The sequence below is a fragment of the Microbacterium sp. LMI12-1-1.1 genome (genome assembly GCF_040676455.1).
In the GTDB taxonomy this organism is placed as follows: domain Bacteria; phylum Actinomycetota; class Actinomycetes; order Actinomycetales; family Microbacteriaceae; genus Microbacterium.
In genome coordinates this window covers 1,046,982-1,060,306 of the sequence record NZ_JBEGIA010000001.1, presented here as the reverse complement: position 1 = coordinate 1,060,306, position 13,325 = coordinate 1,046,982, and the positions used below count along the sequence as shown (strand labels likewise).

Genomic DNA, 13,325 nt, shown 5'->3' with positions numbered 1-13,325 from the left:
GCTATCGGGGTGACGGTGCCGGGCCCTGGGGGATCTGCTGCGCAAGAAGGCGCCTTTTGCTCCGGCTGAATCGACGCATGCGGATGTTGGCATCTGTTGGCGACGAGGCTCTACGCTGACTGCATGCGGGCGAGTGAGCTGGGCATCAACGACATCGGCATTGCCGTGGACACCGGGCCCGTGCCGCCGGACGATCGCATCGACGCGTTGACGGAGGCGGCATATCGACGGGCGCTCGAACACGCCGAGGGGTCGGTGGCGGACTACATCCCCATCCTCGCCGCGGTTGACCCAGAGGGATTCGGGATCTGCGTCGCCGATGTGAACGGTGGCGTCCACGAGGTCGGCGACACCCGGCTGACGTTCTCGATCCAGTCGATCTCGAAAGCGTTCGTCTACGCGCTGCTCTGTGACACGGTCGGGCACGAGGCGGTCTTCGACATGGTGGGCGTGAACAACACCGGTCTCGCGTTCAACTCTGTGGTTGCGATCGAGCTGAACGACGGGCACCCGATGAACCCGATGGTCAACGCGGGCGCGTTGGCCACCACCGCGCTGATGCCCGGCGGCGGCGCCGCGGAGAAATGGGATGCGGTCCGCACCGGCCTGTCGAGATTCGCGGGCCGTGAGCTTCGGGTCGACGAGGAGGTGTACCGGTCCGAGGCGGCCACGAATCATCGCAATCGGGCGATCGCGCAGCTCCTTGAGAGCTACGGACGGATCCAGACCGACCCGCTGGATGTCGTCGACGTGTACACGAAGCAGTGCGCGTTGCTTGTCGATGCGCATGACCTGGCGGTCATGGCCTCAACGTTGGCGGATGGCGGTGTGAACCCGGTGACGGGGGAGAAGGTGGTCTCGGCCGAGGTCTGCCGCGACACACTGGCCGTCATGGCGGCGAGCGGACTGTACGAACGGTCGGGGGAGTGGCTGTTCGAGATCGGTCTGCCCGGCAAGTCCGGTGTCGCCGGCGGACTCATCACTGTCGCTCCGGGAAAAGTGGGGATCGGGGCGTATGCGCCTCGGCTCGACTCCGCGGGCAACAGCGTCCGGGGGCAGGTCGCGACCGCCTATCTCTCCCGCGCGCTCGGCCTGAACATCTTCGCGTCCGACTCGCACTTCTCTGGAAGGACAAACGAATGACCGCTCCGACGACCGAAGCCACCGGCATCCGACGGGCCTCCTGGGTGCCGATGATCGGGCTGTTCCTCGCGCAGATCCTCATGTCGTACAACGTGTCTGCGCTGCCGGTGTCGCTGGGTGGCATGGTGGACACGTTCGGAGTGCCTCCCACCGATGTGAGCACCGCGATCGTCACCTACGGGCTCGTTGTCGCCGCCCTCGTGATGGTCGGTGCGAAGATCGGGCAGCGGGTCGGCTGGGTGCTGATGTTCCGCGTCGTGATCGCGCTGTTCGCCGTCTCGGCGGTGCTGATGATCACCGCCCCGACGGTCGGGTTCGTGATCCTCGCGCAAGCACTGGCTGGGGCATCCGCGGCCATCATCGTCCCCTCGCTCGTCGCCCTCATCGCCGAGAACTACCACGGCGCCCAGCAGGCGACCGCGATCGGCTCGCTCGGCTCCGCTCGTGCGCTCGCCGGCGTCAGCGCGTTCCTGATAGGCGGCACGCTGGCGACCCTTGTGGGATGGCGCCAGGTGTTCGTCGTCGTGCTGCTGCTCGCCGTCGCGGTGTTCGTGCTCAGCTTCCGGCTGCGCGGCGAACCAGGCAATCCCGGGATCAAGATCGACCTCGTCGCCGCCGCGCTCATCGGCTTGGGCATCGTGGCGCTCACGCTCGGCGTGAACAACCTGAACCGCTGGGGCATAGTGATGGCGCGCCCCGATGCGCCCTTCGACATCCTCGGCCTGTCACCTGCACCGCTCCTCCTCCTCATCGGCCTCGTACTGGTACAGCTTTTCTTCCTGTGGACCCGGCGCCGCACCAAGGCGGGCAAGGTCCCCCTCGTCAGCCTGTCGGTGTTCGGTTCATCCGGGGAGCGCGCCGCTGTCTACGCGATGTTCATCGTCGTCGGGATGGAGGCGGCGCTGAACTTCACGATCCCGCTCTACATCCAGATCGTGCAGGGGCGCACCCCGTTCGACACCTCGCTCGCGATGCTGCCGTTCAATCTCACCGTGTTCTTCACCGCGATGCTGGTCGTTCGGTTCTACCGCCGATTCCCGCCCCGCACGATCGGGATGTTCTCCTTCGGGCTGACGACCATCGCGCTGGTCTGGCTGGCCTTCGTCGTCACGAACAATTGGGAGACGCTGCCGACGATCCTGGGACTCTTCGTCTTCGGCGTCGGTCAGGGGGCGCTCGTGACGCTGGTGTTCAACGTGCTCGTGACCGCGTCGCCGAAAGAGCTCGCCGGCGATGTCGGCTCGGTACGTGGCACGACGCAGAACCTTGCCTCGGCCGTCGGAACCGCAGTGGCCGGAGCGCTCCTGGTCGGCATCCTCAGCGTCAACGTCATCTCCTCACTCGCCGAGCACCCCGAACTCTCGCCCGAGCTCGTGTCGCAGATCGATCTCGACCGCGTCAACTTCGTCAGCAACGACCAGCTGAAGAACGTGCTCGACGAGCAGACGGATGCCTCGCCCGCACAGGTCGACGCGGCCGTCGCACTCAACGAGGAAGCCCGCCTGAGCGCCCTGAAGCTGGGACTGCTGATCCTCGCCGGCGTGAGCGCGATCGCGATCGTGCCCGCGAGCAGGCTTCCCCGCTACATCCCCGGCGAGATTCCCGAATCCGTGGCGACCGGCCGTGAGCCGACGACATAGGTGTTGCGATGAATCCGGGAAGGTGGGAGACATCTGCGCTCCGATTGTGACTCATCACCGCCGAAGCCCCCGTCAGCCGAGGACGTCTCGCCGCGCGAGTCCCACGGTGGCGAGCGTGATCAGCACCGCCGCGCCGCCCCAGAGGAGCGCCAGCCCGGTCCAATCCATGCCGTTGGCAAGCGGTGCCTCACCGAACGCCCAGTCGAACGGCGAGAACGCCCGCAGCCAGTCGAGATCCTCGCTGTTGTTCGCGATCGCCTGCAGCACGTACCCCCCGACGGCGATCGCCGATCCGACCCCGACTCCCCAGATGCGACGCCCGGTGAGTGCCCCGCCGGCGAGTGCAGCTGTGGCCGACAGCATGCCGACGCCGACCAGCGCCTTCGTCACCGCGAGCAGGTTGACAGGGTCCAGCTCGAGCTCTGCGGGACCGTTCACCGCTCCCACGACGAAGAGGGCCACGAGCCCGAGCGCGAGCAGCTTCACGGTCAGGGCGGCAGCGCTCTCAAGCGCATACTGCACGCGCCCGACGCTGTGCGCCAACGTCAGCTCCAGTCGTCCCGACTCCTCCGCGCCGGCGATGAACGAAGCGCCCCAGCCGATCCCGGCGATCGTCACCAGCACGAAGCCGATCAAGCCGAAGAACGTCGCCTGCGCGTAGCCCGCACCCGAGGTGATGTCCTCGTACCCGAGCGTGCGAACCAGCTCCGGCGGCAGCGTCTCGATCAGCCCCGACAGTTCCGGAGACTGCATCGTCGGGAACAGCGGCAGGTAGACGAGTGCGACAGCGACCAGTCCCACCGCCCAGCCCAGCAGCCCGCGCCACCCTTCGGCCAGCCAACCCCGGAACACCGGCAGCGGCGCGCGCATCGAACGGCCGCTCGACACTGCGACGGCAGTCATGATGCCGCCTCCGTCCGGGTATACAGATCTAGCACGGACTCCTCCAGGTCGGGTTCCTCGACGGTGAGGTCTCGGATCGTCGCTCTCGCGAGAGCGCGGATGACCGGATCGATCTCGCCGCGTGCGGTTGCAGACACCCGTACCAGGTCGCCCGGTGCCGCCGTGACGTCCACGTCGTCGAGGTCAGGCAGTGCCATCAGCAGGGGATGCACCGAATCGACGGTCGTCCCGGTGAGCGTGGCCCGGACGCGGCGGACGCCGGCGAGCCGCAGTTCCGCCACCGCGCCCTCTGCGACGACCCGGCCGCCGGCGAGGACGACGACGTCGTCGGCTGCCTGCTGGACTTCGCTGAGCACATGCGAACTCAGCAGCACTGTCTGCCCCGCGTGCCGTGCTTCGCGGAGCATCGCGAGAAACTCCCGCTGCACCAGCGGATCGAGTCCACTCGTCGGCTCGTCCAGCACCAGCAGCTCCGGTCCGTGCATGAATGCCTGCACCAGACCGAGCTTCTGCCTGTTGCCCTTCGAGAGCATCCGGACGGGACGCGCGAGGTCCAGGTCGAGCCGCTCCGCGAGAAGCTCGATCGATCCGGGCGGGACGGGGCCGCTGATCTCGGCGAGCTGCTTCAGGAGTGCGCCCCCCTTCAGCCGACCCTCCAGACGGAGCTCCCCGGGGATGTAGCCGATCCGTCGGCGGAGCTTCGCCCCCGCCGCTCGAGGATTCTCGCCGAGCACGCTGATCTCGCCGCCGGTCGGGCGGATGATGTCGAGCAGCAGGCGCAGGGTCGTCGTCTTGCCGGCCCCGTTGGGGCCGATGAGCCCGAACACGCTGCCCGACTCGACCCGCAGATCGAGTCCGTGCAGCGCGGTGTGCGAGCCGTAGCGCTTCGTGAGCGCACGAGTCTCAATCGCGAAAGGCATGGCGGGGTTCCTCTCATATCGAGGTCGTGCGCGGGTCGACGATCGGCCGAGGTGCCTGAGTGTCGGATGCCTGCACGGTCTGGCCTTTCGTCGGCAACGTCGATGTTGCGCCCACCAGGCTTCCCGGCTCTCCACGACTGACTCTAGCCCTCGGCCTTCACCGTCGGGGGCACTTCGATGCCGACCTCGGCGATCGTCGAGCGACCCGAGAACGGAGGCGGTTCACCCACGAGGAGATGTCTGGGAGAGCCCGTTGACGCGTTGTGGTGGCATGCGCAATAGTTAGGCATATGCCTAACTATTCCGCGGAGCTGGACGCGGTGCTCCGTGCTCTCGCGGATCCGACTCGGCGGATGGTCGTCGAGCGGCTCGCGAACTCCCCGGCGGTCGTGTCCGACCTCCTGGGGCTGGTCTCGATGACGCTGCCGTCGCTGCTTCAGCACCTGCGCATCCTCGAGGACGCGCGACTCGTCACGTCGAACAAACAGGGACGCGTCCGCACGGTGAGCCTGCGACCCGGCGCGCTCGACGTCCTGCATATCTGGCTGGGCGAGCAGCGCACACCCGCCGAGCGACAGGCAGACCGCCTCGGCATCCACCTGACCCGCATCACTGACAAGGAGACCTCGCAATGACCCGAGTTCGCATCGACCTGTTCTCGTCGCTCGACGGATACACCGCGGCGCCCGATCCCCTGGCGGACAACCCCATGGGTGAGGACTGGGGACCCCTCACGGCGGCATACGCGGCCACCCGCACCTTCCGGCAGAGGGTCTTCGGCGACACGAGCGGCGCGGGCACGACCGGCGTAGACGAGTCGTACGCCGCAGCGTTCTTCACCGGCGTCGGCGCCGAGATCATGGGCGCAGCCATGTTCGGTCTGCACGCGAATCCCGACGACGCGGACTGGAAGGGGTGGTGGGGCGAAGAGCCGCCGTTCGGATGCCCGGTCTACGTGCTCACGCACTCCGCACCCCGCTCGTCGATCGCGATGGGCAACGGCACGACCTTCCACTTCCGAACCGGCGCGATCGAGGACGTGCTCGCGGAGGCCACCGCCGCCGCCGGCGGGCTCGACGTCCGGGTCGGCGGCGGCGTGCGCACCGCGCAGGAATTCTTGCGGGCCGGTCTCGTCGACGATCTGCACGTAGGGATCGCACCGATCGTGCTCTCCCGGGGCAACCGCGTGTGGGATGACCTTCGCGGTCTCGAGCACACGCACCGCGTGACCACGGAGGTCGCCGAAAGCGGCACCATCCACGTCACCTTCACCCGACAGGAGCAGCGATGACGGTCGAGCGCCGACTCGCCCACGCCGGGTTCACGCTCACCCGCGACTATCCCGTGCCCGTCGAGGACGTGTGGCAGGCGTTCGCCGACGAGACGCAGAAGCGCAGCTGGTTCGGCGACAGCGATGCTTTCGACTCGCGCGAGTGGGCATTCGACTTCCGTGTCGGCGGGCGTGACGTCGACGAGGCGCAGTTCCACGGCGGACCGCTGTCACGGTACGAGGCCGTCTACACCGACATCGTCGAGCACGTGCGCATCGTCACGACCTACGACATGTGGCTCGACGCCATCCACATGTCCACGTCGGTGGCATCCCTCGAGTTCGAGCGGATCCCCGAGGGCACACGCTTCACGCATGCCGAGCACGGCGTCTTCTTCGACCGGTTCTGGGCAGACGGGGTCAACCGCGAAGAAGGAACGCGAGGCATCCTCGAAGCTCTGGCCCGCCACCTCGGATAGACGCTGTCGCCGACGGTTCGCGTCAGGCGAGGTACGGGTCGACGAGCAGTGGTCCGCGGATGTCTCGGAGAGTGTCGATGAGGCGCTCGAGGCCCTTCGTGTTCCAGGCCGACATCTGCAGGTCGAACGGGCCCAGCGGCTCGAGCCTGCCGGTGCGGATGCGGACGACCTCCCACCGCGCAGAGCGCAGCGCGCGGTCTTTGCGCAGGTCTGCGTCCTCGCGCTTGCCGACGTGTTCGAGACCGTGCCGGCCGGTGCTGTCGTACTCGATGGCGACGCGCAGCTCGGGAAGCAGGATGTCGGGCCACACCTCCACGTGGTCGAAGAACGGGCGCGCGACGCGCACGGCGTTCGAGCCGGGTGTGACCGACAGGCGGGCGAACAGGTCGGCGCGCAGCTGCGCCTCGACCGCGGATGCCGGCTTCGGCGCGCATTCCGAGCGGAACGGCTCGCCGACGGGCAGGTCAGGCGTCTTCGCGCACACCTGCAGCCTGTGTCTCGGCGTGCGCGGCCGCAGAACCGCGCGACCGGTGGGATTGGCGACGGCGGCCGGGACCGGGGAGTCGGGAGGGGTCACCGTGTCGCGCATCGGCAGTCCGCGGGCGGGCCGGGCGAGGTCGGCGCAGTCGGGGCACCAGGCGGAGCGCCGGCGTTCACGTCCGGGTCGGTTGCGCTGCTCGTCGGGAGTGGCCGCGAACTTGTGGCCGGCCTCGCACTGCCACAGCAGCAGCACGTCGGCCGCCGGTGGGACCTGGCTCAAGACGATGCCGGCGTTGAGCTCGGGATGGTACTGGCGGATGAGCGCGGGGAACGGCGCCCAGGCCTCGCGGTAGCTCCCCACGGGGTAGGGGACTTCCGACCCCTTTGAGAACTGGCGGCGGGCCCACCACAGTTCGACACGCTCCGCCATGGGAGCAGGGTAAGCCGGGCCGGCGACATCCCTGCCGTGGGCGCTCGGACGCGGTTCTCGCGGTCACTCGTGTTCCGGCAGCAGCGGCGTCGACCAGCCCGGATCGCGACCGAGTTGCGCGGCGCGTGCCACCGACGCCGCGCCGAAGCGGTCGCGAACCGCATCGAGCACCCCGTCGAGGCGAGACCCGTCGTCCCAGTCGATGGGCAGTTCCGGCGGGACGCTGTCGGCGCGGCCCAGCTGCGACAGTGACACCCCGATGAGGGTGATGCCGCGCTGCTCGATCTCGGGCTGTGCGGCGGCGAGCAGCCCCCGCGCGACCTCGAGCAGCAGGGCGGTGCGGTCGGTCGCGAAGCGGAACGTGCGGGATCTGGTGGCCTTCGCGTAGTCGCCGTAGCGCAGGCGCAGCACGACCGTGCGGCACACCCGGTCCCGCTCGCGCAGGCGGCGGGCGAGCCGGTCGACGATCTGCGTCAAGAAGAGATCGAGCTCTTCCGCCGAGCGCGGATGGTTGCCGAGCGCACGCTGAGAGCCGATCGACCCGCGGCGCCGCGTGGTGTCGACAGGGCGCGGGTCGCGCAGGCGAGCGAGCGCGTGGAGGTGTGCACCGGCAGCCCTGCCCAGCAGCCTCTCGGCGGTGGCGGCTTCGAGTTCGGCCAGCTGCCCGACGGTATGGATGCCGAGCCGGTGCAGCTTCTCCGCGGTCACGGCCCCGACACCCCACAGCCGTTCGACCGGCAGCGGGAGCAGGAACGCCTCCTCGTGATCGGGCTCGACGACGAGCAGGCCGTCGGGCTTGCTGACCGCGCTGGCGACCTTGGCGAGGAACTTCGTCCGCGCGACCCCGACAGAGATGGCGAGTCCGACCTCCGTGCGAACCCGCTCACGCAGGCGCACGGCGACCTGCTCGGGCGTGCCCGCGATGCGTCGCAGACCGCCGACCTCGAGGAAGGCTTCGTCGATCGAGAGCCCCTCCACGAGCGGTGTCGTATCGCGGAAGATCGCGAACACCTCACGGCTGGCCGTGGAGTATGCGTCCATCCGTGGGGGGACGACCACCGCATCCGGGCAGAGCTCGCGGGCCTGCCGGCCGCCCATCGCAGTGCGCACGCCACGGGCCTTCGCCTCGTAACTCGCCGCCAGCACCACGCCACCGCCGACGATGACGGGTCGTCCGCGCAGTGCGGGCGCGTCGCGCTGCTCGACCGAGGCGTAGAAGGCGTCGAGGTCGGCGTGCAGCACGGTCGCCTCGCCCCGCATCCCGCCCTCCCGCCGATCATCCCCATGCGGATCATCGCACCTACCGGGGACACCACACCTCGGGCGCCAGGTCAAGCCCCAAGACGCCGTGGCGCCCCACGGGATATCCCTGTTCCACAGACAAACCCCCACTGCTTGAGGTGAGCAGCCATGATCACAATCGGATCAGCTCTCCGCTCCGTCGGAGACTCCCTGAGGAGGCTCTTCGACCGTCGGCGCCCGCGGCGGAGCACTTGGAAGGCGACGCTCGCCGACGTCCGCCGTGCCGAGGACCACCACTTCCCGGATACGTGAACGCTCGCGCGGCACTGCGTGAGCGCGGGATGCCTCATCCGTCGTCAGTGGATCGGGCAGCGTGACGGCGCCCCGCCCGCCCGCACGCGTGCTCCCGATCTCGGCATCGTCGGAAGCCGGCGGCGGTTCACGGAGAGCCCGGAGTCGAGGACTGTCAGCCGGGGATCGCTCAGCACGGCTATCGCGGCCGCGAGGCCGGCGATCGCGAGCTTCTCACCCGGGCAGCGGTGGCCGGTCGCCACTTCGGCGCCGCCGTGCGGGATGAAGGCTGTCAGCGCCTCGTAGTCCTCGACGCCACGGAACCGCTCGGGGTCGAAGGCGGCGGGGTTCTCCCACGAACCGGCGTCCATGTCGGTGCCGAGGATGTCGAGCACCACCCGACCGCCGGCGGCGAGGTGCTGACCGTCGAGCTCGACGTCCTGCTTCGCCCATCCGGGCAGCATCGGCACGAAGGGCGCGGTGCGCCGGACCTCTTGAGCGAACATGATCGCGAGGGGACCGCCCACCAGCGTCGCCCGCTCCGCCGTCTCGGCGGCGATGCGAGCCCTCCACTCGGGCCGGTCGTGCAGCTCCTTGGCGGCGAAGGCGACGAAGCGCGCGACGGCGATCATCGGACGCATCGAGTTCTGCAGCTCCACCCCTGCGAGCTGTGCGGGCAGCAGCTCACCGGCGGGATCCCTGTGCCAGGCCCAGGAGTGGAGCGCCGTCCCCTCCGCCGCGGCGAGGTCGCCCGCGCGCACGGCCTTGATGAGGCGTCGCGCATGCCGGTCGGACCAGCGTCGGTTCACCGCAGCGGCGACGTAGGCAGGGGAGTAGGACGCACCGAATCCGTCCACGATCTGCGCGAGACGCGCCGCCCAGCGGGTCTTCGCGGCGGGGGTGCCCGGCAGTCCGGCCCACACCATGATCGCCCGGCCCAGTGCACCGACTGCCGCATCGTAGGCGGTGCGCTCGCCGCCTTTGAGCCAGGCGTCGAGCTCGTGGCGCCATTCGCGCTCGAGCAGCGGCTGCAGGCGCTCGACCTCGGCATCCTCGTACGCCACGTCGACGAACGTCGCTTTGCGATGGCGGTGCTCGTCGCCGTCGAGGCTGTGCACGGATCCGTGTCCGAACAGCGTGTTCTGCACGATCGCGGGCATCGCACCGTGCCGGGCGATGCGCGCCTGGTCGTAGAACACCGCCACGCCCGCTGAGCCGCGCACGAGGAGCGCGTCGCGGCCCAGCAATCGCATCGGGGCGGACCGCGCACCGTCGCGGACCCGTCGCCAGATCCGCTCGCCGAAGTCATAGCCCTGGACGAGGACGGACAGCGAGTCGTCGGCGAGCGGCGGCCTCATCGCGGCGGCCGCATCAGCAGCGCTCGGGCTTCACCGGCGGACGATGCGGGATCGGTATGGGCCGGGTGGTCCCAGAGCTCCGGCGACCGTGGCGGATCAGGTCGCGCAGCACCGCGTCGGCGGTGCGGTAGTGGGTGGGCAGGCCGACCGGGTGCAGCCAGAGCACATCGACGCCGTCCCAGGCGGCCTCGCTGACGCAGGCGACGACGCTTCTCGCGTCGGTCGTGGGGACGTGCGCGTCGCGGATGATCCACGTCGACTGATCCACGCGCTGCAGGTCGTACTGCCGCCCTGTCGGACGAACCTGTGGTTCGAGCATCACCATCGTTCGCTCACCTCTCCTGTCCGGTGCCGGACCACGGCGATGCGGATGTCGCTGTTCTCATTTCGGTGCCTCCACGCTGATGCAGCGAGTCGATTCTGGTCGACAACAGGCCGGGTGTTCTCGGGGTTGACAAACCCCGCTCGGGGACTGCGAGCCGGCTATTTCCGGGGGCCGCTGTCGATCCGCTGCGCCGCAATGGGCAGTGCCACCGCCAGCGAGATGCAGAGGACTCCGGCGACGAACACCAGCGCCGGCAGGAACGGGGCCGCGAAGGCCGAGCCGACCAGGTACATGCCGCCCAGGAGCAGGATGAGGTAAAGGACGAAGAGCATCGCGGACCCTCTCTCGAACCGCCTCCGTCGCGTGCGCGCGGGGCTGGTACCTGCCTATCGCAACGCCGCACGATTCACCAGAGGCAACGGTGCGCCGTCGGCGTCGCACGGCAGTCATCACACTGCATGCGCTGGCCGCCCGAGTCGAGGCATCCTGCCTCTCACGACTCGGTAACGGCGTGCAGTTCGCATCGACTGCGGCGTTAGCCTGGTGGCGATGAGCGCCTATGTCTCGGCGTTCGAGCTGTTCTCCATCGGCGTAGGACCCTCGAGCTCCCACACGGTCGGCCCCATGCGGGCCGCCCATGACTTCGTCGTCCGCCTGCGCGAGGCCGGCGTGCTGCCGCAGGTCGGCCGGGTGACCTGCACGCTGTACGGCTCGCTCGGTGCGACCGGCATCGGCCACGGGACACCCGACGCGGTCGTCGCCGGGCTGCGGGGACTCGAACCCGAGACGGTGGATCCGGATGCCGTGCGCTCGGCGTGGGGCGCCTGGCCCGACGGGCAGCCGCTCGAGCTCGCCGGCATCCAGCCCGTGCGCTTCGAACGCGGCGACGTCGTGTTCGCACCGCGCACGCGGCTGCCCGGTCACCCGAATGCCATGACGCTCGAAGCGTGGACCTCGGCCGACGACGGGCCGGCGCGCGCGGTGGCCGCGGCGGGCGTGCGCGAGACCGGATCGTCGTCGGTGACGGCTGTCGCTCCCGCCACGGATGCCGGACTCCTCGTCCGCGAGACCTACTACTCCGTCGGCGGCGGGTTCATCCGTCGTGAGGGCGATCCGCCGACGAGCGCGGGGCCCGCGGGCTCGGGTGCGGGCGTGTTCCCCCTGGACTTCGCGAGCGCCGAGGAGCTGCTGGCGCTGTGCGATGAGCGCGGCATCACGATCGCCGAGGCGGCACGCCTCAACGAGGAGGCCCGGCGACCCGACGAGGAGATCGCCGCGGGCCTGGATGCCATCTGGGATGCGATGGCCGCCTGCGTCGAGGCGGGCCTCGGAACCGGCGGCGTGCTGCCGGGGATGCTGGGTGTCAAGCGACGTGCGGCGTCGATCCGCGAGCAGCTCGAGGCTGCCGAGGCCGACGGCCGTCGTGAGCTGCCGGGGGAGTGGCTGGGCGCCTTCGCGCTCGCCGTCAACGAAGAGAACGCGGCGGGCGGAAGGGTCGTCACGGCGCCCACGAACGGCGCCGCCGGCATCGTGCCCGCGGTGGCGATGTACTGGTGGCGCTTCCTCGCCGATTCCGGGCTCGGCGCGGGCAACGCGGTCACCCCGTACGGCGAGCTCGTGGGCAGCGCCCTGCTCGGGTATCCCGGCCAGGCCCCTGGCTCTCCCGAGCCGGCGCAGTGGAGCGAGGAGCAGAGGGCTGAGGCGAACCGTCGCCGCGGCATCCGTCGGTTCCTCCTCACCGCCACCGCGCTGGGTTCGCTGTTCAAGGCCAACGCCTCGATCTCGGGTGCCGAGGGCGGCTGTCAGGCCGAGGTGGGATCGGCCTGCGCGATGGCGGCCGGTGGGCTGACGGCCGTCATGGGTGGAACCAACCGGCAGATCGAGAACGCGGCCGAGATCGCGATGGAGCACCACCTCGGTCTGACGTGCGACCCTGTCGGCGGTCTCGTGCAGATCCCCTGCATCGAGCGCAACGCCATCGCCGCGTCGACGGCCGTGACGGCGGCGCGTCTCGCGCTGCGCGGTGACGGCTCGCACTACGTCTCGCTCGACGCCGTCGTCGAGACCATGCGGCAGACGGGCATCGACATGTCGCACAAGTACAAGGAGACGAGCGAGGGCGGCCTCGCGGTCAACGTCATCGAGTGCTGACGAACTGTCTGGGCGTTTCGTCTCGCTTCGCTCGCTCAACGACCGGTCGTTGAGCGAGCTTGCGAGTCGAAACGCAGAGACGAACCGCGCCCGTGTTCGTTCACGGCGAACGCGGACCCATCTAGCACTCGCATGGTGAGAGTGCTAATCTGAACGTAGTTGAGCCAAGTGGGCTCAACTTCTGGACAGAGAGGAGATTCCCATGGCAACCTACGACCCGTTCCGTGACCTCGACCGTCTTGCGTCGAGTCTCTTCGACACGCGCCGCGGTCCGCGCCGCATGCCGATGGACCTCTACCGCGACGGCGACCACTACGTCCTGACCGCCGACCTGCCGGGCATCGACCCGGGCTCGGTCGACATCGATGTCGACGGCCAGCTGCTGACGATCCGCGCCGAGCGCACGCTCACCAGCGGCGACGACGTCAAGTGGATCACCCGCGAGCGCGAGGCGGCGAGCTTCCTGCGCCAGCTCAACCTCGGCCAGGGCATCGACACCGAGCGCATCTCGGCCAGCTATGACAACGGCGTGCTGAGCGTGACGATCCCGGTGAGCGAGAAGGCCAAGCCGCGCAAGATCGAGGTGACGTCCGAGGGTGGCACGCCGACGATCCAGGCGCACGAGTCCAACGACGCGCCGCAGCCGATCGAGCAGTAAGCGCTCTGACAGTGGATGCCTCGTCCCGGCCGGGA

General features: G+C 69.4%; 14 protein-coding genes. 7 read left to right on the top strand and 7 right to left on the bottom strand.

The window, feature by feature from the left end:
* The first annotated feature begins 123 nt into the window (after positions 1–123).
* Positions 124–1,143, top strand: a complete 1,020-nt coding sequence (glsA, locus tag MRBLMI12_RS05175; protein ID WP_363354461.1) for a glutaminase A — start codon at positions 124–126, stop codon at positions 1,141–1,143.
* Positions 1,140–2,783 (top strand): MFS transporter, encoded by a 1,644-nt coding sequence (locus tag MRBLMI12_RS05170; protein ID WP_363354459.1) that lies wholly within the window; start codon positions 1,140–1,142, stop codon positions 2,781–2,783. Before glsA ends, MRBLMI12_RS05170 begins: the two co-directional genes overlap by 4 nt.
* 72 nt (positions 2,784–2,855) lie before the next feature.
* On the opposite strand, the gene MRBLMI12_RS05165 is transcribed toward MRBLMI12_RS05170, so the two are convergent.
* Both MRBLMI12_RS05165 and MRBLMI12_RS05160 read right to left on the bottom strand, forming a co-directional pair.
* Positions 2,856–3,686 (bottom strand): ABC transporter permease subunit, encoded by an 831-nt coding sequence (locus tag MRBLMI12_RS05165; protein WP_363354457.1) that lies wholly within the window; start codon positions 3,684–3,686, stop codon positions 2,856–2,858.
* Positions 3,683–4,606 (bottom strand): ABC transporter ATP-binding protein, encoded by a 924-nt coding sequence (locus MRBLMI12_RS05160; protein WP_363354455.1) that lies wholly within the window; start codon positions 4,604–4,606, stop codon positions 3,683–3,685. Before MRBLMI12_RS05160 ends, MRBLMI12_RS05165 begins: the two co-directional genes overlap by 4 nt.
* 290 nt (positions 4,607–4,896) lie before the next feature.
* Here MRBLMI12_RS05160 and MRBLMI12_RS05155 point away from each other — a divergent pair, with 290 nt between their 5' ends.
* From MRBLMI12_RS05155 to MRBLMI12_RS05145, 3 genes are read left to right on the top strand one after another with little or no spacing between them, the layout of a single operon-like run.
* A complete protein-coding gene (locus MRBLMI12_RS05155) occupies positions 4,897–5,241 on the top strand; it encodes an ArsR/SmtB family transcription factor (protein WP_363354453.1) in 345 nt (114 codons plus the stop codon).
* A complete protein-coding gene (locus MRBLMI12_RS05150) occupies positions 5,238–5,897 on the top strand; it encodes a dihydrofolate reductase family protein (RefSeq protein WP_363354451.1) in 660 nt (219 codons plus the stop codon). The genes MRBLMI12_RS05155 and MRBLMI12_RS05150 overlap by 4 nt, the downstream gene beginning before the upstream one ends.
* The gene (locus tag MRBLMI12_RS05145; RefSeq protein ID WP_363354449.1) at positions 5,894–6,355 is read left to right on the top strand and encodes an SRPBCC domain-containing protein; all 462 of its coding nucleotides are present in this window, start codon (positions 5,894–5,896) and stop codon (positions 6,353–6,355) included. Before MRBLMI12_RS05150 ends, MRBLMI12_RS05145 begins: the two co-directional genes overlap by 4 nt.
* A gap of 22 nt (positions 6,356–6,377) precedes the next feature.
* Here the strand turns inward: MRBLMI12_RS05145 and MRBLMI12_RS05140 are convergent, their stop codons facing one another.
* The 5 genes from MRBLMI12_RS05140 to MRBLMI12_RS05120 form a co-directional block, all read right to left on the bottom strand.
* Positions 6,378–7,265 (bottom strand): zinc-ribbon domain-containing protein, encoded by an 888-nt coding sequence (locus tag MRBLMI12_RS05140; protein WP_363354447.1) that lies wholly within the window; start codon positions 7,263–7,265, stop codon positions 6,378–6,380.
* Positions 7,266–7,328: 63 nt separating this feature from the next.
* Positions 7,329–8,525 (bottom strand): DNA polymerase IV, encoded by a 1,197-nt coding sequence (gene dinB / locus MRBLMI12_RS05135; RefSeq protein ID WP_349428701.1) that lies wholly within the window; start codon positions 8,523–8,525, stop codon positions 7,329–7,331.
* A 338-nt stretch (positions 8,526–8,863) separates the two neighbouring features.
* Positions 8,864–10,156 carry a cytochrome P450 gene (locus MRBLMI12_RS05130; RefSeq protein ID WP_363354445.1) on the bottom strand — a complete coding sequence of 431 codons (1,293 nt, stop codon included), beginning with the start codon at positions 10,154–10,156 and terminating at the stop codon, positions 8,864–8,866.
* 13 nt (positions 10,157–10,169) lie between these two features.
* Positions 10,170–10,475: a hypothetical protein gene (locus MRBLMI12_RS05125; RefSeq protein WP_363354443.1), complete on the bottom strand. Its 306-nt coding sequence runs from the start codon at positions 10,473–10,475 to the stop codon at positions 10,170–10,172.
* 164 nt (positions 10,476–10,639) lie between these two features.
* Entirely contained in the window at positions 10,640–10,813 is a 174-nt protein-coding gene (locus MRBLMI12_RS05120; RefSeq protein WP_308868560.1) for a hypothetical protein, read from the bottom strand.
* Positions 10,814–11,030: 217 nt separating this feature from the next.
* On the opposite strand from MRBLMI12_RS05120, the gene MRBLMI12_RS05115 reads away from it, so the two are divergent.
* Entirely contained in the window at positions 11,031–12,632 is a 1,602-nt protein-coding gene (locus tag MRBLMI12_RS05115) for an L-serine ammonia-lyase, iron-sulfur-dependent, subunit alpha (RefSeq protein WP_363354441.1), read from the top strand.
* A 202-nt stretch (positions 12,633–12,834) separates the two neighbouring features.
* Positions 12,835–13,290: an Hsp20/alpha crystallin family protein gene (locus tag MRBLMI12_RS05110; RefSeq protein WP_363354439.1), complete on the top strand. Its 456-nt coding sequence runs from the start codon at positions 12,835–12,837 to the stop codon at positions 13,288–13,290.
* Positions 13,291–13,325 lie beyond the last annotated feature (35 nt).

What these genes read in the sequence shown, in the direction of transcription:
- MRBLMI12_RS05115 (WP_363354441.1), top strand. Translation starts at nt 11,031, where the DNA reads ATGAGCGCCTATGTCTCGGCGTTCGAGCTGTTCTCCATCGGCGTAGGA.
- MRBLMI12_RS05170 (WP_363354459.1), top strand. Translation starts at nt 1,140, where the DNA reads ATGACCGCTCCGACGACCGAAGCCACCGGCATCCGACGGGCCTCCTGG.
- dinB (WP_349428701.1), bottom strand. Translation starts at nt 8,525, where the DNA reads ATGCGGGGCGAGGCGACCGTGCTGCACGCCGACCTCGACGCCTTCTAC.
- MRBLMI12_RS05130 (WP_363354445.1), bottom strand. Translation starts at nt 10,156, where the DNA reads ATGAGGCCGCCGCTCGCCGACGACTCGCTGTCCGTCCTCGTCCAGGGC.
- MRBLMI12_RS05110 (WP_363354439.1), top strand. Translation starts at nt 12,835, where the DNA reads ATGGCAACCTACGACCCGTTCCGTGACCTCGACCGTCTTGCGTCGAGT.
- MRBLMI12_RS05160 (WP_363354455.1), bottom strand. Translation starts at nt 4,606, where the DNA reads ATGCCTTTCGCGATTGAGACTCGTGCGCTCACGAAGCGCTACGGCTCG.
- MRBLMI12_RS05155 (WP_363354453.1), top strand. Translation starts at nt 4,897, where the DNA reads ATGCCTAACTATTCCGCGGAGCTGGACGCGGTGCTCCGTGCTCTCGCG.
- MRBLMI12_RS05120 (WP_308868560.1), bottom strand. Translation starts at nt 10,813, where the DNA reads ATGCTCTTCGTCCTTTACCTCATCCTGCTCCTGGGCGGCATGTACCTG.
- glsA (WP_363354461.1), top strand. Translation starts at nt 124, where the DNA reads ATGCGGGCGAGTGAGCTGGGCATCAACGACATCGGCATTGCCGTGGAC.
- MRBLMI12_RS05165 (WP_363354457.1), bottom strand. Translation starts at nt 3,686, where the DNA reads ATGACTGCCGTCGCAGTGTCGAGCGGCCGTTCGATGCGCGCGCCGCTG.
- MRBLMI12_RS05125 (WP_363354443.1), bottom strand. Translation starts at nt 10,475, where the DNA reads ATGCTCGAACCACAGGTTCGTCCGACAGGGCGGCAGTACGACCTGCAG.
- MRBLMI12_RS05140 (WP_363354447.1), bottom strand. Translation starts at nt 7,265, where the DNA reads ATGGCGGAGCGTGTCGAACTGTGGTGGGCCCGCCGCCAGTTCTCAAAG.
- MRBLMI12_RS05145 (WP_363354449.1), top strand. Translation starts at nt 5,894, where the DNA reads ATGACGGTCGAGCGCCGACTCGCCCACGCCGGGTTCACGCTCACCCGC.
- MRBLMI12_RS05150 (WP_363354451.1), top strand. Translation starts at nt 5,238, where the DNA reads ATGACCCGAGTTCGCATCGACCTGTTCTCGTCGCTCGACGGATACACC.